The 20,183-nt window shown below is 71.0% G+C and carries 14 protein-coding genes; 6 read left to right on the forward strand and 8 right to left on the reverse strand.

Going from position 1 to position 20,183, the window contains the following annotated elements; all coding sequences use genetic code 11:
* Genes ACZ4SF_RS17680 through ACZ4SF_RS17690 form a run of 3 tightly spaced genes read left to right on the forward strand, consistent with a single transcriptional unit; the run spans nucleotide 1 to nucleotide 4,645 of the window.
* Entirely contained in the window at nucleotides 1–396 is a 396-nt protein-coding gene (locus ACZ4SF_RS17680) for a DUF742 domain-containing protein (RefSeq protein WP_468384791.1), read from the forward strand.
* Between the two features lie 24 nt (nucleotides 397–420).
* A complete protein-coding gene (locus tag ACZ4SF_RS17685; protein WP_468384794.1) occupies nucleotides 421–4,059 on the forward strand; it encodes a hydantoinase B/oxoprolinase family protein in 3,639 nt (1,212 codons plus the stop codon).
* Complete coding sequence (locus ACZ4SF_RS17690; protein ID WP_468384796.1) at nucleotides 4,040–4,645, forward strand: GTP-binding protein; 606 nt, start codon at nucleotides 4,040–4,042, stop codon at nucleotides 4,643–4,645. The genes ACZ4SF_RS17685 and ACZ4SF_RS17690 overlap by 20 nt, the downstream gene beginning before the upstream one ends.
* Nucleotides 4,646–4,731: 86 nt before the next feature.
* On the opposite strand, the gene glpK is transcribed toward ACZ4SF_RS17690, so the two are convergent.
* The 5 genes from glpK to ACZ4SF_RS17715 all read right to left on the reverse strand — a co-directional run bounded on the left by glpK (nucleotide 4,732) and on the right by ACZ4SF_RS17715 (nucleotide 10,855).
* Entirely contained in the window at nucleotides 4,732–6,252 is a 1,521-nt protein-coding gene (gene glpK / locus ACZ4SF_RS17695; RefSeq protein ID WP_468384799.1) for a glycerol kinase GlpK, read from the reverse strand.
* An 82-nt stretch (nucleotides 6,253–6,334) separates the two neighbouring features.
* Nucleotides 6,335–7,084: an MIP/aquaporin family protein gene (locus ACZ4SF_RS17700; protein WP_468384802.1), complete on the reverse strand. Its 750-nt coding sequence runs from the start codon at nucleotides 7,082–7,084 to the stop codon at nucleotides 6,335–6,337.
* Between the two features lie 349 nt (nucleotides 7,085–7,433).
* Nucleotides 7,434–9,089 carry an EAL domain-containing protein gene (locus tag ACZ4SF_RS17705; RefSeq protein WP_468384805.1) on the reverse strand — a complete coding sequence of 552 codons (1,656 nt, stop codon included), beginning with the start codon at nucleotides 9,087–9,089 and terminating at the stop codon, nucleotides 7,434–7,436.
* A gap of 132 nt (nucleotides 9,090–9,221) precedes the next feature.
* Nucleotides 9,222–10,412 (reverse strand): lipid-transfer protein, encoded by a 1,191-nt coding sequence (locus ACZ4SF_RS17710; protein WP_468384807.1) that lies wholly within the window; start codon nucleotides 10,410–10,412, stop codon nucleotides 9,222–9,224.
* Nucleotides 10,409–10,855: a Zn-ribbon domain-containing OB-fold protein gene (locus ACZ4SF_RS17715; RefSeq protein ID WP_468384810.1), complete on the reverse strand. Its 447-nt coding sequence runs from the start codon at nucleotides 10,853–10,855 to the stop codon at nucleotides 10,409–10,411. Before ACZ4SF_RS17715 ends, ACZ4SF_RS17710 begins: the two co-directional genes overlap by 4 nt.
* Before the next feature lie 225 nt (nucleotides 10,856–11,080).
* On the opposite strand from ACZ4SF_RS17715, the gene ACZ4SF_RS17720 reads away from it, so the two are divergent.
* Nucleotides 11,081–11,617, forward strand: coding sequence for an NUDIX domain-containing protein (locus ACZ4SF_RS17720; protein WP_468384813.1), 537 nt, complete (start codon nucleotides 11,081–11,083; stop codon nucleotides 11,615–11,617).
* 10 nt (nucleotides 11,618–11,627) lie between these two features.
* On the opposite strand, the gene ACZ4SF_RS17725 is transcribed toward ACZ4SF_RS17720, so the two are convergent.
* Entirely contained in the window at nucleotides 11,628–13,988 is a 2,361-nt protein-coding gene (locus ACZ4SF_RS17725) for a glycoside hydrolase family 31 protein (protein WP_468384816.1), read from the reverse strand.
* Nucleotides 13,989–14,203: 215 nt separating this feature from the next.
* Here ACZ4SF_RS17725 and ACZ4SF_RS17730 point away from each other — a divergent pair, with 215 nt between their 5' ends.
* Both ACZ4SF_RS17730 and ACZ4SF_RS17735 read left to right on the forward strand, forming a co-directional pair.
* Nucleotides 14,204–16,171, forward strand: a complete 1,968-nt coding sequence (locus ACZ4SF_RS17730; protein WP_468384819.1) for an acetoacetate--CoA ligase — start codon at nucleotides 14,204–14,206, stop codon at nucleotides 16,169–16,171.
* Between the two features lie 206 nt (nucleotides 16,172–16,377).
* Nucleotides 16,378–17,271 (forward strand): hypothetical protein, encoded by an 894-nt coding sequence (locus tag ACZ4SF_RS17735; protein ID WP_468384822.1) that lies wholly within the window; start codon nucleotides 16,378–16,380, stop codon nucleotides 17,269–17,271.
* 90 nt (nucleotides 17,272–17,361) lie between these two features.
* Here the strand turns inward: ACZ4SF_RS17735 and ptsP are convergent, their stop codons facing one another.
* Nucleotides 17,362–19,032, reverse strand: coding sequence for a phosphoenolpyruvate--protein phosphotransferase (ptsP, locus tag ACZ4SF_RS17740; protein WP_468384825.1), 1,671 nt, complete (start codon nucleotides 19,030–19,032; stop codon nucleotides 17,362–17,364).
* 77 nt (nucleotides 19,033–19,109) lie between these two features.
* Nucleotides 19,110–19,559: a PTS sugar transporter subunit IIA gene (locus ACZ4SF_RS17745; RefSeq protein ID WP_468384827.1), complete on the reverse strand. Its 450-nt coding sequence runs from the start codon at nucleotides 19,557–19,559 to the stop codon at nucleotides 19,110–19,112.
* Nucleotides 19,560–20,183 lie beyond the last annotated feature (624 nt).

Genomic DNA, 20,183 nt, shown 5'->3' on the forward strand with positions numbered 1-20,183 from the left:
ATGAGCGGAGACGGTCAGGGAAGAAACCACTGGTTCGACGACGAAGCCGGACCGGTCGTCCGCCCGTACGCGATGACGCGTGGTCGCACCACGAGTGTGGCCCAGCACCGCCTGGATCTGATCGCGGTGGTCGTCACGGAGCCCGACGCCGGTGATCCCGAGGCGGACCCGACGCTGTCCCCCGAGCACGTGGAGATCGTCGGGCTCTGCCGGGACACACCGCAGTCGGTCGCCGAACTCGCAGCGGAACTCGACCTTCCGACCGGTGTGGTCCGCGTCCTCATCGGCGATCTCGTGCACGCGGAACTCGTCCATGTGACGCGCCCGGTGCCCCCGGCCGAGCTGCCGGACGAGAGTATTCTGCGCGACGTGATCAACGGCCTCCGGGCGCTGTGACCGGCGCGGAAGCGGGGTAGTGACGTGACTGGCTGGCAGTTCTGGGTCGACCGAGGCGGCACCTTCACCGACATCGTCGCGCGTCGCCCGGACGGCCGGCTGCTCACGCACAAGCTGCTGTCCGACAACCCGGCCCGGTACGCCGACGCGGCCGTCGCGGGCGTGCGCGAACTCCTCGGGGGCTCCCAGGAGCCCGTCGAGGCCGTCCGCATGGGCACCACGGTCGCCACCAACGCCCTGCTGGAACGCAAGGGCGAGCGCACGCTCCTGGTGGTCACCCGCGGCTTTCGCGACGCCCTGCGCATCGCCTACCAGAACCGCCCCCGCATCTTCGCCCGCCGCATCGAGCTGCCCGAACTGCTCCACGAACGGGTCGTGGAGGTGGACGAGCGCGTCGCCGCGGACGGCACCGTGCTGCGCGCCCCCGACCTCGACGCCCTGGAGGGGCCGCTCCGGGAGGCGTACCGGGACGGGATCCGCGCCGTCGCCGTCGTCTGCCTGCACAGCCATCTCCACCCCGCCCACGAACGCGCGGTCGGGGAACTCGCCGCCCGCATCGGCTTCCCGCAGATCTCGCTGTCCAGCGAGGTCAGCCCACTGATGAAGCTCGTCCCGCGCGGGGACACCGCCGTGGTGGACGCCTACCTCTCGCCCGTGCTGCGCCGCTACGTGCGCCACGTCGCGGACGAACTGCAGGGCGTCCGGCTGATGTTCATGCAGTCCAACGGCGGGCTGACCGAGGCCGGACAGTTCCGCGGCAAGGACGCCGTCCTCTCCGGACCGGCCGGCGGCATCGTCGGCATGGCCCGCATGTCGCAGCGCGCCGGCTTCGACCGCGTCATCGGATTCGACATGGGCGGCACCTCCACCGACGTCTCGCACTTCGCGGGCGCGTACGAGCGCGTCTTCACCACACAGCTCGCCGGCGTCCGGCTGCGCGCCCCCATGCTGGACATCCACACCGTTGCCGCCGGCGGCGGTTCCGTCCTGCACTTCGACGGCTCCCGCTACCGGGTCGGCCCCGACTCGGCGGGCGCGGCGCCCGGCCCCGCCTGTTACCGCGCCGGCGGCCCGCTCACCGTCACCGACGCCAACGTGATGCTCGGCCGCATCCAGCCCGCCCACTTTCCCGCCGTGTTCGGCCCCTGCGGCGACCAGCCCCTGGATGCCTCCCTCGTCCGTGAGCAGTTCACCGCCCTCGCGCGTGAGATCCACGAACGCACCGGCGACGACCGCACCCCGGAACAGGTGGCCGAGGGCTACCTGCAGATCGCCGTCGCCAACATCGCCAACGCCGTGAAGCGGATCTCCGTCCAGAAGGGCCACGACGTCACCCGCTACGCCCTGACCACCTTCGGCGGGGCGGGCGGCCAGCACGCGTGCCAGGTCGCCGAGTCGCTCGGGATCCGCACCGTCCTCGTACCCCCCATGGCCGGCGTCCTCTCCGCGCTCGGCATCGGCCTCGCCGACACGACCGCCATGCGCGAGCAGTCCGTGGAGGCACCCCTGGAGGCCGCCGCCATGCCCGGCATCCGGAAGACGGCCGACGACCTGGAAGCCGCCGCCCGTGCCGAACTGCTTGCCGAGGACGTCCCGGAGGACCGAGTCCGGGTCACCCGCCGCGCCCAGCTCCGCTACGACGGCACCGACACCACCCTCACCGTCGAACTGACGGTGCCCGACACCATGCGGCAGGCCTTCGAAGAACGTCATCGCGCCACGTACTCCTTCACCCTGGACCGTCCGGTCGTCGTCGAAGCACTCTCCGTCGAAGCCACCGGCATCACCGCACCCCCCGATCTGTCCGCCCTCGCCCCGTACGAGGGCCGCTCCTGCGCGCCCTGCACCGTCCGTCTCCACACCGGTGGCGCCTGGCGCGACGTACCCCTGCATCGCCGGGAGGCCCTCCCTCCCGGCGAGACCGTCACCGGACCCGCGATCATCACCGAGGCCGGCGCGACGACCGTCGTCGACGACGGCTGGCGGGCTGCCGCGACCGATGACGGGCATCTGGTCATGGAACGCACGGCGATCACACAGAGTTCCGATCTCGACACAGAAGCGGATCCGGTTCTCCTCGAGGTCTTCAACAACCTCTTCATGTCGATCGCCGAACAGATGGGCGCCCGGCTGGAGTCCACGGCCCAGTCCGTCAACATCAAGGAACGGCTGGACTTCTCCTGCGCCCTGTTCGACCCGGACGGAAATCTGGTGGCCAACGCCCCTCACATCCCCGTCCACCTGGGCTCCATGGGCACCAGCGTCAAGGAGGTCATCCGCCGCCGCGCTACCGCGATGCGCCCCGGCGACACCTACGCCGTGAACGATCCGTACCACGGCGGCACACACCTGCCGGACATCACCGTGATCACCCCCGTCTTCGACACCGACTCGGCGACGGACACGCAGAGTGAGCCGCGGATCCTGTTCTACGTGGCCTCGCGCGGCCACCACGCGGAGATCGGCGGCATCCAGCCCGGCTCCATGCCCGCCCACAGCGGCACCATCGAGGAGGAGGGCGTCCTCTTCGACAACTGGCTCCTCGCCGAGAACGGCCGCTTCCGCGAGGACGAGACCCGCCGCCTGCTCACCGAGGCGCCGTACCCGTCTCGCAATCCCGGCACGAACCTCGCCGACCTGCGCGCCCAGATCGCCGCCAACCAGAAGGGTGTCGAGGAAGTCCGCCGCATGATCGAGGAGTTCGGTCTCGACGTCGTCCAGGCATACATGCGGCACGTTCAGGACAACGCCGAGCAGGCCGTCCGCCGCGTCATCGACGCCCTGGACGACGGCGAGTACGCCTACGAGACCGACTCCGGCGCCGTCATCCGGGTCCGCGTCCGCGTCGACCGCAGGCAACGGCGTGCCACCATCGACTTCACCGGCACCTCCGCGCAGCTCGCCACCAACTTCAACGCCCCCTTGGCCGTCGTCGACGCGGCCGTCCTGTACGTCTTCCGTACCCTGGTCGCGGACGACATTCCGCTCAACGACGGCTGCCTGCGCCCCCTGGACATCGTCGTGCCGCCCGGCTCGATGCTCGCGCCCGAGCCGCCCGCCGCCGTCGTCGCGGGCAACGTCGAGACCTCTCAGGCCCTCACCGGCGCCCTCTACGCAGCCCTGGGCGTCCAGGCCGAGGGCTCCGGCACCATGAACAACGTCACCTTCGGCAACGAACGGCACCAGTACTACGAAACCGTGGCCTCAGGATCCGGAGCGGGCGACGGCTTCCCCGGCGCCGACGTCGTGCAGACCCATATGACCAACTCCCGGCTCACCGACCCGGAAGTCCTGGAGTGGCGGCTGCCGGTCAGGCTGGAGGAGTTCGCCGTCCGGAAGGGAAGCGGCGGCACCGGACGGTGGCGCGGCGGTGACGGCGCCGTGCGCCGTATCCGCTTCCTCGAACCGATGACCGTCTCCACGCTCTCCCAGCACCGGCGCGTGCCCGCCTACGGCATGGCCGGCGGCACCCCGGGAGCCCTCGGCGCCAACCGTGTGGAGCGCGCCGACGGGACGGTCACCGACCTCGGCGGAAGCGGCTCGGCGGACGTCGGTCCCGGCGACGTACTCGTCATCGAAACCCCTGGTGGCGGAGGCTACGGCCGACCGTCACCCGACCCCCATCAAGCAGGAGAAAAGATCGATGATCTTCGGGCGTTCTGAGCGCGGCAAGTCCCCGGTCGAGCCCGTCACGCTCAAGATCCTGGTGGCCGGCGGCTTCGGCGTGGGCAAGACCACCCTCGTCGGCGCGGTCAGCGAGATCAGGCCGCTGCGCACCGAGGAAGTGCTCACCGAGGCCGGGCGGCCGGTCGACGACACCAGCGGTGTGGAGGGCAAGCACACCACCACGGTGGCCATGGACTTCGGCCGCATCACCCTGCGCGAGGACCTGGTGCTGTACCTGTTCGGCACGCCCGGGCAGGAACGATTCTGGTTCATGTGGGACGAGCTGTCCGAGGGCGCGCTCGGCGCCGTCGTCCTCGCCGACACCCGGCGCCTGGAGGACTGCTTCGCCGCGGTCGACTACTTCGAGCGGCGCTCCATACCCTTCCTGGTCGGTGTCAACTGCTTCGAGGGAGCTGCCCGTTATCCGGTCGAGGCCGTTCGCGGCGCCCTCGACCTGGACGCGGACGTGCCCGTCCTGCTGTGCGACGCCCGTGACCGGGCGTCGGTCAAGGAAGTACTCATCGGCGTCGTCCAGCACGCGATGCAGTACGCGGCCGACCGCCGCCAAGCCGTCATCGGCTGACCGGCAGGCACGGCCCGTACCCCCGCCGACCGGGGTACGGGCCGTGGTCCTGTGCGGAGCGCCCACACGCGCGCGTGCCGCGCTTTCTACGCCTCGCCCTCCTCCAGCCAGCCGAAGCTCTTCTCCACGGCCCTGCGCCAGTTGCGGTACTCGCGGTCGCGCACCGAGGCGTCCATCGCCGGTGTCCACTCCGCGTCCTTCTGCCAGTGCGACTTCAGTTCGTCCAGGTCGTTCCACACGCCCGTGGCAAGACCGGCCGCGTAGGCGGCGCCCAGGCAGGTCGTCTCCGACACGCGGGGCCGGATCACCGGCACGCCGAGGACGTCCGCCTGGTGCTGCATCAGCAGGTTGTTCTTCGTCATGCCGCCGTCGACCTTCAGGGTGGTGATCCGCACTCCTGAGTCCTGGTACATGGCGTCCACGACCTCACGGGTCTGCCAGCTCGTCGCCTCCAGCACCGCGCGCGCGAGGTGCGCCTTCGTGACGTACCGGGTGAGGCCCGTGACGACCCCCCGCGCGTCGGAGCGCCAGTAGGGTGCGAACAGGCCGGAGAACGCGGGCACGACATAGGCGCCGCCGTTGTCGTCGACGCTCGACGCGAGTGTCTCGATCTCGTCGGCGGTGCGGATGATCCCGAGCTGGTCGCGGAACCACTGGACCAGCGCGCCCGTTATCGCTATGGATCCCTCCAGGCAGTACACCGGCGCCTCCCCGCCGATCTTGTAACCCATCGTCGTCAGGAGTCCGCTCTTGGACGCCACCGGCCGGTTTCCGGTGTTCAGCAGCAGGAAACTGCCGGTGCCATAGGTGTTCTTCGCGGTCCCGACGTCGTAGCAGGCCTGCCCGAACACGGCGGCCTGCTGGTCTCCGAGTGCGGAGGCCACGGGTACCCCGGCGAGCTGCCCGACCGCGGTGCCGTACACCTCGGCGGAGGACCGGATCTCGGGCAGTACGGCCTCGGGCACGTTCATCGCGGACAGGATGGAGGGATCCCACTGGAGGGTCTCCAGGTTCATCAGCATGGTGCGGCCGGCGTTGGTGACGTCGGTGACGTGCCGGCCGCCCTCGGTGCCGCCCGTGAGGTTCCAGATCAGCCAGGAGTCGATGGTCCCGAAGGCGATCTCGCCGCGCTCGGCCCGCTCCCGCAGGCCGGGCACATGGTCCAGCAGCCATGCCGCCTTGGGGCCGGAGAAGTAGCTGGCCAGCGGCAGGCCGGTCTGCTCACGGAAGCGGTCCTGACCGTCCGTGCCGCCCAGTTCGCCGCACAGGGCCGCGGTACGGGTGTCCTGCCAGACGATCGCGTTGTGCACGGGCTTGCCCGTGGAGCGGTCCCACAGGACCGTGGTCTCGCGTTGGTTGGTGATACCGAGGGCGCTCAGCTGGTCGGCGCGCAGCCCGGCCTTGGCGAGTGCTCCGGCCACCACGGCCTGCACCTTGGACCAGATCTCGGTGGCGTCGTGCTCCACCCAGCCGGGCTTGGGGAAGATCTGGCGGTGCTCGCGCTGGTCGACGGCGACGATCGCGCCGCTGTGGTCGAAGACGATGCAGCGGCTGGACGTGGTGCCCTGGTCGATGGCGGCGACGTACGTGTCGGCGGTGTCCGTCATGGCTGTCCCTGGGTCGCTGGGTCGGATCGCTGGTCGGAAGGCCGCGTGAGGAGCGGAAGCCGGGCAGTCGGGAACGGCGGGATCAGAAGGCCACGTTGTAGACGAGACCGGCGAGCAGTCCGCCGGTCAGCGGGCCGACGACGGGGATCCAGGCATATCCCCAGTCGGAGGTTCCCTTGTGAGGGATCGGCAGGAAGGTGTGCACGATGCGCGGGCCGAGGTCGCGGGCCGGGTTGATGGCATAGCCGGTGGGTCCGCCGAGAGAGAGTCCGATGCCCACGACGAGCAGGGAGACGATCAGTACGGTGGTGCCGGACTCGCCCAGCCCCTTCGTCAGCCCGAAGGCGAGGACCGGCAGTACGAGCGCCACGGTCGCGATGATCTCCGTGACGAGGTTGGCGACCGGGTTCCGTATCTCGGGGATGGTCGAGAAGATGCCGAGGGTCGGGACCGGTTCGCCGGCGGAGCCGTCGGTGGCGTCTTCGGTGCGGACGTTGGCCTGGAACTGGGCGAGATAGACCAGGTAGGCCAGCACGGCGCCGAGCATCGCGCCGACGATCTGGCCCAGGAGATACACCCAGACCTTGCCCCACTTGCCGGTCTCCACGGCGATGCCGACGGTGACCGCGGGATTGAGCTGACCGCCGGAGAGGGGAGCGGCGGTGTACGCACCCGCGAGCACGCCGAAGCCCCAGCCGAACGCGATCACGACCCACCCCGAAGCGCGCGCCTTGGAGTGTCTGAGGGTGACTGCGGCGCAGACTCCGGCTCCGAACAGGATCAGGATCGCGGTCCCGATGACTTCGCCGACGAATATGTCTCCGTTGCTCATGGCGGCTCCCTTGGCGCCGATCGGGGGCGCTCGGCCCCGGCTCTGTCGTGCGGGACGGTTCCCTTGGCGACTTCAGCCGAAAGCAGGGAGGGACCCGCGCCCCGCCCGGCGTCCGTGACGAGCGTGCCGTCGCAGCCGGATCGCCTTGAACGGACGGGCCGTGAACAGGACAGACCCGTACCGCAGTGCCTGATAACACCGAGAATGTATGGCGATGTCGGCTGACACCGGGAAGTGTTCACCGGCGTCCGGGGGGCGTCAAGGTTGCCGACGGCGACGGTGACACCGGCTCACCCGCCGGCGCCGGCGGGCCGATGTGCGCCGTGACGGACATGGACGAGAAGACAGTTCACCATCCTGGCTCGGCAGCTGCGTACCCGGCCTGTGCCGGGGCCGTTCCCGGGCTGCCGCGCCGGATCTCGTGTCCGGGGAACCCGGCGTGCCCGAGCACCCAGCTCGCGGCGTGCAGCGCCTTGGCCGCCTTCTTCAGCGGGGCGAGCTGGGCTGCGGCCTGGTGATGGTCGCTCACGCTGCCGGGACCGCACACGACGGTCGCGAGCGACAGCGTGACCGGCCGGCCCGCCGCCGACCAGGGCGCGTCGAGCACGGCGGTGACCAGCGGATCGAGGGCTTCCGCGTCGGCCAGCACCAGGAAGTCGTCCCCGCCGATGTGCCCCACGCGCGCGTGTCCCGCGAGCGCCGCCGCCTGGAGCGCACGGCCCACCGCGCGGATCAGCTCGTCGCCCGCGGCGAACCCGGCACTGTCGTTCACCTGCTTGAAGTGATCGATGTCCAGCCAACTGAGCGCGAACGCCCGCCCGTCGCGGATACGCCGGTCCACCTCGCTCACGATGGCGTCCGAACCGGGCAGCCGTGTCAGCGGGTTGAGCCCGGCCGCCTCCTCGACCCGGCTCTCGGCCAGCGCCCGCACGAGGTCCGCCAGCCGTACGACCCCCACGCACCGGCCTCGTGCGTCGACCACGGCCACGTCGTCGGAGGTCCGGTCCCGGCCGCCGACCGCCACCACGTCCAGCACCTCCCAGGCCGTCGCGTCGACGCCGACCGCGCGGGGCGCGTCACCCAGCTTGAAGGCCGGACGATCGGCGTACAGGGCGTGCCCGTAGCGGCCGGACATCGAGAGCAGGAAGCGCGAGCGGTGCACCGACCGGACGGGCCGGCCCGCCTGGTCCACCAGCAGCACACCGGAGACCTCCGGAGACCCGGTGAGCAGTGACCGCACCTGCCCTGCCGAAGCGGTCACTGGCAGCACGGCCGCAGGGCGCACGAACTCCCGCACCGACGGACCGGGTCGGGGCACTGCCTCGACACCCGGAGTCCGCGGCGGAACGTATACGTCCGCTGCGGGAATCCGGGCCGGCGGCGCGAACAGCTGCCCCTGGGCCAGCTGGGCACCGGCCGACAGCGCCGTGGTGCACTGGAGCTCGGTCTCCACGCCCTCCACCGCCACCAGGGCGCCCAGTTCCTCGCACAGCGTCCGCATGGCCCGCACCGCACCGGGCCGCGCCAACAGCGACGCATCGAGTTTGACCAGGTCGGGGGAGAGGTCGGCGAGCAGCCTCAGGGGTACGTCACCGTCACCGATGCCGTCCGCGCTGATCCGGAACCCTTGCTCCCGCAGCGAGGCCACCGCCTCCAGCAGCGCCTGCTGCGGCACGTGCGTACAGGGCGGGACGATGTCGATCGTCACCTCCCAGGGCATACGGCCCGCCGCGCGCACGGCGTCGTGCAGCGGGGTGAGACCGCCGAGGTCGGCCAGCGTGGCCGCGAACACGTTCAGGTGCAGCGGCAGCAGCGTCTCCCGGCGGGTCGCCGCACGGAGTGCCAGCACGGCGAGCCTGCCGTCCAGTTCCGGATCGCGACGGGCCTCGGCCAGGATGTCGCCGGTCTCCGGGCGGGCAAGTGTCTCCAGTGCGGCGACCGCGCCCGTCCTCAGGTTGACCACCGGCTGGAAGGCGAAGCGGAGAGTATCCGACCAGGAGTACACGGGAGCATGATGGCGCTGCCCGAGCACGCCCAGGCGCAGTTCATGAGACGTTCACGCAGGATTCCGAGCTGATCACGCACAGTGATTTCTCCTGGGTCCCCTTCGGCGCATGACGGCCTCCCGGAGCTGCGCTCAGCGCACTGCGACCACCGAGGACCCGTGCCCGAACAGCCCCTGGTTGGCGGTGACGCCCACGCGCACCCCGGTGACCTGACGGTCGCCGGCCGTGCCCCTCAGCTGCCAGGTCAGCTCGCAGACCTGGGCGATGGCCTGGGCCGGCACCGCCTCACCGAAGGATGCCAGCCCGCCGCTGGTGTTCACGGGGGTCCGGCCGCCCGGAGCGGTGACGCCCTCCCGCAGGAGCTTGGCGCCCTCGCCCGCGCCGCACAGGCCCAGGTCCTCGTACCACTGCAACTCCAGTGCGGTGGACAGGTCGTACACCTCGGCCAGGGACAGATCCTCGGGGCCGATGCCCGCCTCCTCGTAGGCGGCCCGCGCGATGGACGCCCGGAAGGTCTCCTCCGCGGGCGTCACCGCGACCGCGGAATCCGTCGCGATGTCCGGCAGGTCCAGCACCGTGTTCGGAAAACGGGGGGTCACCGTCGACACCGCCCGGATCCGCACCGGCCGGGCCACCCCGTGGCGATGCGCGAACCGCACGCTGGAGAGCACCAGGGCGGCCCCGCCGTCCGAGGTGGCGCAGATGTCCAGCAGCCGCAGCGGATCGGCGACCACCGCGGAGGCGGCCACCTCCTCGGCGGTGACCCGCTTGCGGTAGCGCGCATACGGGTTCAGCGCCCCGAACGCGGCGTTCTTCACCTTGACCAGCGCGAAGTCCTCCGGGGTGTCCCCGTGCACCGCCATCCGCCGCCGCGCGTAGAGCCCGAAGTACGCCGGGTTCGTCGCGCCCAGCAGGCGGAAGCGCAGCCAGTCCGGGTCGTCGGGACGATCCCCGCCCGCGGGCCGGAAGAAGCCCTTGGGTGCGGCGTCCGCGCCCACCACGAGGACGACGTCCGCGAGACCGGCGAGGATCTGTGCCCGGGCCGTGGCGATCGCCTGGGCCCCTGACGCGCACGCCGCGTACACGCTGGCCACCCTGGCGCCCTGCCAGCCGAGGGCCTTGGCGAAGGTCGCTCCCGCCACATGGCCGGGATAGCCGCCGCGCACCGTGTCCGCGCCCACGACGGAGCCGATGTCCCGCCAGTCGAGACCGGCGTCCGCGATCGCCGCCCGGGCCGCCGCAGTCCCGTACTCCACGAATCCGCGGCCCCACTTGCCCCACGGATGCATGCCCGCGCCGAGCACCGCCACGTCCCTTGTCATGCCGCCACCCCCGCCGGCCGCCAGTGCCAGATGGTCCAGGTCGTCTCCGCGTCCTCGTGAAGCACTCCGGGGACGGCCTCCACCTCCATGCCCACCGTCAGATCGGCGACGGTGACCCCGGGAGCCGCCTGCCCCAGCACGACGATCCGCTCGGCCTCCAGCTCCACCGCGATCAACGTGTACGGCTCCCACGAGAGTTCCCGGTTGCTCACATAGGGTGACGGCGGGCGGTAGCGACTGTCGGTGTACGACCAGATTCGCCCGTTTCGTGACAGCGGGATGACTTCCAGGGGGCCGCCCGCACAGTGCGGGTTGCGGCAGTGGACGTCCTCACGCGGGAAGAAGACCGAGGTGCAGGCCGTGCAGCGGGTGCCCAGCAGCCGGAAGTCGTCACCCTCGCCGGTGAACCAGCCGGCGATCGCGGGTGTGCGGGTGTGCGGCAAGAGTCCTCCCCGGTACGCATCTGACGGAGCGTCAGGAGTCTGCCACGGGTCAGCGGAAATGGGCAGTCCGTCACCGTGAACCGAACGGCCCCGCAGGGCGTCGTGGTACAGGAGGGGCGGCCGGGACCGACGGGGGTGATTCCGGCCGCCCCTTCCTGGGCCCGCGCGTTCTTTGCCGGGTTACGGCCGAAAGACGTCCTTCCGCTGATCGGATACAGTCCGCGCGTGTCCGAAATTCAGCACCCAGCTTTCAACTCCGCGCCGGGCTCTCACTGTTCGAGCTGCGGCACGTCCTATGGAGCGGGCGTCTCAGGCTGGCCCCGCACCTGCCCGTCCTGCGGAACCGTCGCCTACCGCAACCCGCTGCCGGTCGCGATCGCACTCCAGCCCGTCTACGACACCAAGGGCACGGCCCTGGTCGTCATCACCCGGACCATCGGCCCCGCGCGCGGAGGCACGGCCCTGCCCGGCGGCTACATCGACGACCGGGAGGACTGGAAGCGGGCCGTCGTACGCGAGCTCAAGGAAGAGACCGGCATCGACGCAGCCGCCCGGGACGTGCGGCTCGCGGACGCCATGAGCTCACCCGACGGGCATCTGCTGCTGTTCGGACTGCTGCCGGAACGCCCGGCCGACGGACTGCCGGCCTCCGGCCCGACGGACGAGACAACGGGCTGGCAGCTGCTGCGCAGGCCGGAGGAACTCGCCTTCCCGCTGCACACGGTGGCCGTCAAGGCATGGTTCGAGGGCCGCTACGTGTGAGCCGGCCGGTTCAGCCGAGCCCCCGTACGCGCACCGGGTAGGGCGGCTCACCCACGCCGTCCTCCCGCTCCCGGGTGACCACCACCCGGCCGCCCTGCCGACGGGCCACGTAGCGCTCGGCATCCGGTTCGTCCCACCCGTCGCCCGCGTCCGGCACGACCAGGCCGCCCCCCGTGCGCCCGCGCGCGGGCGCCCACACCTCCAGCTCCAGCCCGCCGTCGGCGCCTCGCACCGGCATCACCGCTCCCGCGCGCGCGAAGACCGGTATCCGTGACAGCGGCGCGTCCACGAAAACCTGGGCCGGCCCCTCGTAGGCCTCCTCCGTCGCCGTGTCGTACCAGCGGCCCCGCGGCAGTTGCACCGCACGCCGGTCCGCCCCGGGTTCCAGGACCGGGGCCACGAGCAGGCTGTCGCCGAGCAGAAACGTGTCCTCACAGTCGCGCAGCGCCCGGTCCTCCGGCGCGCCCCACCACAGCGGCCGCACGTACGGCGCACCGGTCCGGCGGGCGAGATGCGCAAGCGTCAGGAAGTACGGCAGCAGCCGCCGGCGTTCGAGCAGCGCCACGCGCGCGTGCTCCAGCACCTCGTCCCCGAACTCCCAGGGTTCCCGGCGCCCCGCCCGCAGATCGGCGTGGGTGCGGAACAGGGGCAGATACGCGCCGAGCTGGAACCACCGCAGATACAGCTCAGGCGACGGACTGCCGTCGAAACCGCCCACGTCCGGTCCCGAGTACGGCACCCCGCACAGTCCGAGCCCGAGCACCAGCGACAGCGAGACCCGCAACCCCGGCCAGCCCGTCGCCACATCCCCCGACCAGGTGCCCCCGTACCGCTGCATCCCCGCCCAGCCGGAACGCGAGAACAGGAAAGGCCGCTCCTGCGGCGCCAGCTCCCGCAGGCCCTCGTAGCCGGCCTGGGCCATGCAGAGCGCGTACACGTTGTGCGCCTCCCGATGATCGCCCCCACGGCCCTCCAGGGCGTGCCGGGCCGAACGCGGCAACGTCGACTCACCGAAGGCGTTGAACGACGTCGGCTCGTTCATGTCGTGCCAGAACCCGGTGAAGCCCTGTTCCAGCCGCTCCTCGTACAGCCCTCCCCACCACTTGCGCACGCGCGCGTGCGTGAAATCCGGGAAGACCGACTCGCCCGCCCACACCACACCCCGCACCGTGCGGCCCTGCGCGTCCCTAACGAACGCATCCACTGCCGACCCGCTGTCGTACACGGCGTTGCCCCGGTCCGCCTTCACCGCCGCATCGACGATCGACACCAGCCGGATCCCGCTCCGGCGCAGCTCGCGCGCCAGTACCGGCAGCTTCGGGAAACGCTCCTGGTCGACGGTGAACACCTGATGGCCGTCGTGATGATCGATGTCCAGGTGCAGGGCGTCCAGCGGCAGCCCGTGATCCTGGTAGCCCGCGACGATCCGGCGCAGCTCCTGCTCGCTGCCGAAACCCCAGCGCGCGTGATGGTGGCCCAGCGCCCAGGCAGGCGGCAGCGCCGGCGCACCGGTCAGCGAGGCCCACGCGTTCAGCACGCGCGCGGGAGTCCCCACCATCACCCAGCAGCGCAGCGGACCACCGTCCATCCGCATCTCGCAGCGCCCCGCCCGGTCGTGCCCCGACCCGGCGCCCTCCTCGCCCTCGCGCAGCACCACGGTCCCGTCCCAGGTGGTGTCGTGGAACACCAGATGCGTGCCGGCGTCCGCCACCACGAACTGCACCGGCATCGTCAGATACAGCGGATCTTCACCGGGACCGAACACACGGCCGGGATCGGTGTTCCACAGCCGGTACGCGCCGTCCCGCAACCGAGGCCCGGACGCCCGCCCGCCCAGGCCGAAGAACCGGGCGTCCGCCGCCACCTCCGACCGCTGCATCCACCGGGCCACACCCCCGCCGACCGGCTCCCACCAGCGCGGCGGCAGATCCCGCCGCAGGGTCACCCCGCCGGGCGTGCACACCTGGACCGCGCCGTGCCGCGACACGACGACCGTCACCCGCTCGGCCACCACCCGCCAGCCGCCGTCCTTGTCCGGCTCCAGCACCGCCCGCGGATCCGGTTCCGGGCCGCTCCCGGCGAGCGCGTACGACGGCTGCGGACCAGCCCCGTCCCAGCCCCAGAAGACCGCTCCGTTCACCGCCACGACGATCCGCAGCTCGGAACGGCTGAACCGGATCAGACCGCCCCCGGGACCGGGCTCCACGCCCTCCACCTGCCCCGGCACCCGGGCCCGCTCCGGCCCCCGCTGCGGCAGGTCAGTGGCGTCGATGCGCCTCCTGCGCCATGCGGCCCGTACGGTACGCAACCCCCGAGCCGCCCTCCCCGAACCGACCACACTCACCGAACGCACCAGGTCACGACCGTCCATGCTGCTCACCCTGCCACTGAGCGCCCCACACACGCGTGTCGTTCAACTGCCGTTCACCCGTGTCGAGACCACATCTTCATGACATGGACTATGTGGAGCGCACCCTGGTGCAGAAGTCGATCACATGGCATCGTCCCTGTCAGCCGCGTCACGCGCACACCCCAGCCCGTGCGCGGACCGACGCACACGACGCGCACAGTCCGGGAGCCGCTTCAATGTCGACCGCGAACCCCCAGCCGCTCTGGCAACCCGATCCCCAGCGGATCGCCAAGGCCCGCATCACCCAGTTCCAGGCATGGGCCGCCGAGCACCACGGCGCACCGGCCGAGGGCGGCTACCCGGCCCTGCACCGGTGGTCCGTCGACCGGCTGGACACCTTCTGGGAAGCCGTCACCGAATGGTTCGACGTACGGTTCTCGACGCCCTACGCGCGCGTGCTCGGCGACCGCAGCATGCCCGGCGCCCAGTGGTTCCCCGGGGCAACCCTCAACTACGCCCAGCACGCCCTGCGCGCCGCAGCCGACCGCGCCGGCGAACCCGCCCTCCTGTACGTGGACGAGACCCACGACCCACGCCCCGTGACCTGGTCCGAGCTCCGCCGTCAGGTCGGCTCCCTGGCCGCCGAACTCCGCGCCCTCGGCGTGCGCCCCGGCGACCGCATCAGCGGTTACCTCCCCAACATCCCGCAGGCCGTCGTCGCCCTCCTCGCCACCGCCGCCGTCGGCGCCGTATGGACCTCCTGCGCCCCCGACTTCGGCGCCCGCAGCGTCCTCGACCGCTTCCAGCAGGTCGAACCCGTCGTCCTGTTCACCGTCGACGGCTACCGGTACGGCGGCAAGGAGCACGACCGCCGCGAGATCGTCGCCGAACTGCGCCGCGAGCTGCCCACCCTGCGGGCCGTCGTCCACATCCCGCTCCTGGGCACCGAGGCGCCCGACGACGCGCTGGAGTGGTCGGCCCTGACCTCCGGGGACGCGGAACCGGTCTTCGAACAGGTCTCGTTCGATCACCCGCTCTGGGTGCTGTACTCCTCGGGTACGACCGGTCTGCCCAAGGCCATCGTCCAGTCCCAGGGCGGCATCCTCGTCGAACACCTCAAGCAACTCGGCCTGCACTGCGACCTCGGCCCCGAGGACCGTTTCTTCTGGTACACCTCGACCGGCTGGATGATGTGGAACTTCCTCGTCTCCGGCCTCCTCACGGGCACCACGATCGTCCTGTACGACGGCAGCCCCGGCTACCCCGACACGGGAGCCCAGTGGCGGGTCGCCGAACGCACCGGAGCCACCCTCTACGGCTCCTCCGCCGCCTACGTCATGGCCTGCCGGAAGGCCGGCGTCCATCCGGGCCGCGACCACGACCTCAGCAAGGTGCAGTGCGTCGCCACCACCGGCTCGCCCCTGCCGCCCGACGGCTTCCGCTGGCTGCACGACGAGGTCAGGGACGACCTGTGGATCGCCTCCGTCAGCGGCGGCACCGACGTCTGCTCCTGCTTCGCCGGCGCCGTACCCACCCTCCCCGTGTACACCGGCGAACTCCAGGCGCCCGGCCTCGGCACCGACCTGCAGTCCTGGGACCCGAGCGGCAAGCCACTCGTCGACGAGGTGGGCGAACTGGTCGTCACCAACCCCATGCCGTCCATGCCGATCCACTTCTGGAACGACCCCGACGGCAGCCGGTACCACGACAGCTACTTCGACACCTACCCCGGCGTCTGGCGGCACGGCGACTGGATCACGGTCACCTCGCGCGGAACCGTGATCATCCACGGCCGCTCCGACTCCACCCTCAACCGCCAGGGCGTCCGGATGGGATCCGCCGACATCTACGAGGTCGTCGAGCGCCTGCCTGAGATCAAGGAATCCCTCGTCATCGGCATCGAGCAGCCCGACGGCGGCTACTGGATGCCGCTGTTCGTGCACCTCGCTTCCGGCGTCGCACTCGACGAGACACTCCTCGACCGGATCAAGCGGGCCATCCGCGAACAGCTCTCGCCGCGCCACGTGCCCGACGAGATCATCGAAGTACCCGGCATCCCCCACACCCTCACCGGCAAGCGCATCGAAGTCCCGGTCAAGCGCCTGCTGCAGGGCACCCCCATCGAGAAGGCGGTCAACCCCGGCTCCATCGACGACCTCGCCCTGCTCGGCTTCTACCAGGAACTCGCCCGCAAGCGCACCTGATCCACCGGAGCATCACCCTCCGCATCCGGCCCCGGACCCGCCGGCCCCCTCACCGCCGTCCGGGGCCGGCCGCTACCTCGCCGCTGCCAGGGCTGTGACCCGCACAAACGCCCACGCCACCCGGTCCAGCCCTCCCGCAGACCCCCCATTGTCAGTGCCGCCGGTTACGGTGAGTGAGCATTGATCGACTGCGCATTGGGGGAATCATGGCGCACACCGACCACCAGACCATGCGACGCGTCCTGCGCCGCGAGATCGCCGGCACCATCGCCGTCCTCACCGACGAACACGACTTCCGCGCCATGCGGAGGTACCGCAGCTTCACCTTCGACGACCACGGAACCTACCTCCACCAGTTGGAGGCCGTCCTCAAGAGCCGCGCCGCCCAGGGCACACACACCACACTCGCCCTGTTCGACCCCGAGGACTACGCCGCCTACTGCACGGGGACCGGTCTGGACCCGGAAGCCGCAGCCAGCCGCAGCCGGTTCACCGCGGAACTCGCGTCCACCGGCCCCACCATCCCCTACGACGGCCGCCCGCTCGCCGTCCTCCTGCCCGTCCTCGTCGACGAGGCCGTACGCCAGGCCACCTGGGAGTACGCCACCACCCTCCTGACCCGCCTGGGCCCCTGCCCCACCTGCGGCGAGGACATCGGCCGGGCCGCCTTCACCCGCGCCGCCGACCTCCTGGTCCGCATCCTCGACACCGCACCGCCCGGCGACCGGCACCTCGTCTGCACCGTCTCCGGACCACCGGACACCCTCGTCTGCGTACTCCACGGCGACCAAGACCCCCACGGGGCAACCCGCCTGGACGAGGCGGAGGCCCTCGAATTCACCAGCGTCCTCGCGCTCGGCCTTGCGACCCGCAGCCCCGGCGGCCTCGTCATCCGCACCAGCGCCACCGGCACGGCCGACCGGGTCTACGGCTGGCGGCTGCGCGGCGGCGCCCTGGAACCACTGACGGCATCGGAGGTTTTCGACGCCTACTGCACCGACGTCGAGACCGGCGACCTCATCTCCCCGGAGCCCGGCGTCGACTACCGCCAACCACCCGACCTCGGAGAGGAGACACGGACGCCGGGCCACCGCCACTGAACACCCGACGCGAGACCGGGACGCGGCAGGGGCGCCCCGCCCGAAGGCAGGACGCCCCTGTACCGATCAATCCGAAGGAGCCGGCACGGCTCACTCGCCGGACAGCACCGCCTGAGCCGCGCTGCGCGCCTCCTCGGCGCTGTCCGCCGCTCGCGCCGCCGCGGCGGCCCGCTCGCACTGCGCCAGCGTGAACTTCGCCAGCGTGGCCCGGACGTACGGAATCGACGCCGCACCCATGGAAAGGGAGGTGACACCCAGACCGGTCAGCACACAGGCCAGCAGCGGGTCGGACGCGGCCTCGCCGCACACCCCACAGCTCTTGCCCTCGGCCTTGGCCGCCTCGGCCGACAGCGCGACCAGGTCGAGCAGCGCGGGCTGCCAGGGGTCCTGGAGCCGCGACACCGCGCCCACCTGCCGGTCCGCCGCGAACGTGTACTGCGCGAGATCGTTGGTTCCCAGCGACAGGAACTCGACCTCCTGCAGGATCGAACGCGCCCGCAGCGCGGCCGACGGGATCTCCACCATCGCGCCGAACTTGACCCGCAACCCCGCCTCACGGCAGGCGTCCGCGAACGCCCTCGCATCGCTGCGGTCCGCCACCATGGGCGCCATGACCTCGAGGTACACGGGCAGCCCCTCGGCCGCCTTCGCCAGCGCGGTCAATTGGGTGCGCAGCACCTCGGGGTGGTCGAGCAGCGTCCGCAGCCCCCGCACGCCGAGCGCGGGGTTCGGCTCGTCCGCCGGCGTCAGGAACTCCAGCGGCTTGTCCGCACCCGCGTCCAGCACACGCACGACCACACGGCCCTCGGGGAACGCCTCCAGCACCTGCCGGTAGGCCTCCACCTGCTTCTCCTCGGAAGGAGCGTTCTTGCTGTCGTCCAGGAACAGGAACTCGGTACGGAACAGACCCACGCCCTCGGCGCCGGCCTCCACGGCCGCCGGAACGTCCGCCGGCCCGCCCACGTTGGCCAGCAGCGGCACCTTGTGCCCGTCCGCCGTCGCACCGGGACCCGTCGAAGCCGCCAGCGCGGCCTTGCGCTCGGCGGCCGAGGCCTCCAGCTCGGCCTTCTTCTCCTGGCTCGGGTTCACGAAGACATCGCCGGTGCTGCCGTCCACCGCGATCACCGTGCCCTCGGCCAGCTCACCGGCGCCCGGCAGAGCCACGACGGCCGGCACTCCCAGCGCCCGCGCCAGGATGGCGCTGTGACTGGTGGGACCGCCCTCCTCGGTCACGAAACCGAGGACCAGAGACGGATCCAGCAGCGCGGTGTCGGCAGGAGCCAGGTCCCTGGCCACGAGCACGTACGGCTGGTCACTGTCCGGGACACCCGGCATCGGGACGCCCAGCAGGCGGGCGACGATACGATTCCGCACGTCGTCGAGGTCGGCCACGCGCCCGGCGAGATACTCACCCGCACCGGCCAGCAGCTCCCGGTACGCCGCGAAGGCGTCGTACACGGCCCGCTCGGCGGTACTGCCGACGGCGATCCGCCGGTCCACGTCCGACATCAGCTCGGGGTCCTGCGCCATCATGGCCTGCGCCTCGAGCACGGCCTGGGCCTCGCCCCCGGCCAGGTTGCCGCGCGCCATCAGGTCGGCGGCCACCGCGTCCACGGCCTGGCGGGCGCGCCCCTGCTCCCGCTCCGCCTCCTCGGTGGGGATCTGCTTGGCCGGCGGCTCCAGCACCGCCGTACCCATGTGCCGAACCTCGCCGATCGCCACGCCATGGCTCACGCCGACGCCTCGCAGCGTTGTGTCCATCTCACCCGTCTCCGATAGTGCGGCGGGTCCCGCCGCCGCGGTGGTCGTCCTGCTCACCGTCCTGAGACGGCACTGATTCAGTTCCAGGAGAAGAGGCTGTCGCCGGCCTTCACGTCCCCGCTGTCGCGGAGCTCGGAGAGGGACTCGGCCGTGGCTTCGAGCGCGACGACCGGGCATACCGGGGACTTGCCCGCGGCCTCGACGGCGGCGGGGTCCCAGCGCACGATGCTCTGGCCGCGCGTGACCGTGTCGCCCTTGTTGACGAGAACCTGGAAGCCCTCGCCGTTCAGCTGGACGGTGTCGATGCCGAGATGCGTGAGGACGCCGTGCCCGCTCTCGTCCACGACGACGTACGCGTGCGGGTGCAGGGAAACGATGACGCCGTCCACGGGCGCAACCGCCTCGGAGGGCTCGCGTACCGGGTCGATCGCGGTGCCCGGGCCGACCATGGCCCCGGAGAAGACCGGATCCGGCACTGCGGCCAGTCCGATGGCCCGTCCAGCAAGAGGGGACGTCACGGTGGTCATGGGAAGCCTCCCAAGGAGTGGTGCTGCATACGGACCGTCATTGGCTGTCCCGGACGGCGCACTGAGCAGCAGCGTATGTCAGATGAAGCGGTCGTTCCGTATGGAAGCTACCAGCTAGTGGTCTAGACCACCAACCCCGTCGATTTGCACGCCCTCCGAGCCCCCGTGTACAGTCGTACTCCTGCCGCGGGGCGGAAGGGCGTGAAAGCGCGACCGCTCGGCAGAACCCAAACTCATCAAATCCTATCCGGGATCGCCTTCTGCATGCCTGCGGAACGGTGGTCAGGGAGACGGAAAAAGCTTGATAGAGTTTGAACCGCCGGAAAGGGAAACGCGAGAGCGGGAACCTGGAAAGCACCGAGGAAATCGGATCGAGAAAAGATCTGATAGACTGGGAAACACGAAGGGAAGCGCCCGGAGGAAAGCCCGAGAGGGTGAGTACAAAGGAAGCGACCGTTCCTTGAGAACTCAACAGCGTGCCAAAAATCAACGCCAGATATGTTGATACCCCGTCTCCGGTCATCACGACCGGGACGAGGTTCCTTTGAAAAACACAGCGAGGACGCTGTGTGCGAGAGGACTATTCCTCCTCTCGCACCGCTCTCGTGGTGTTCATCCCGATTA

It is taken from the genome of Streptomyces sp. NPDC027663, from assembly GCF_055566415.1.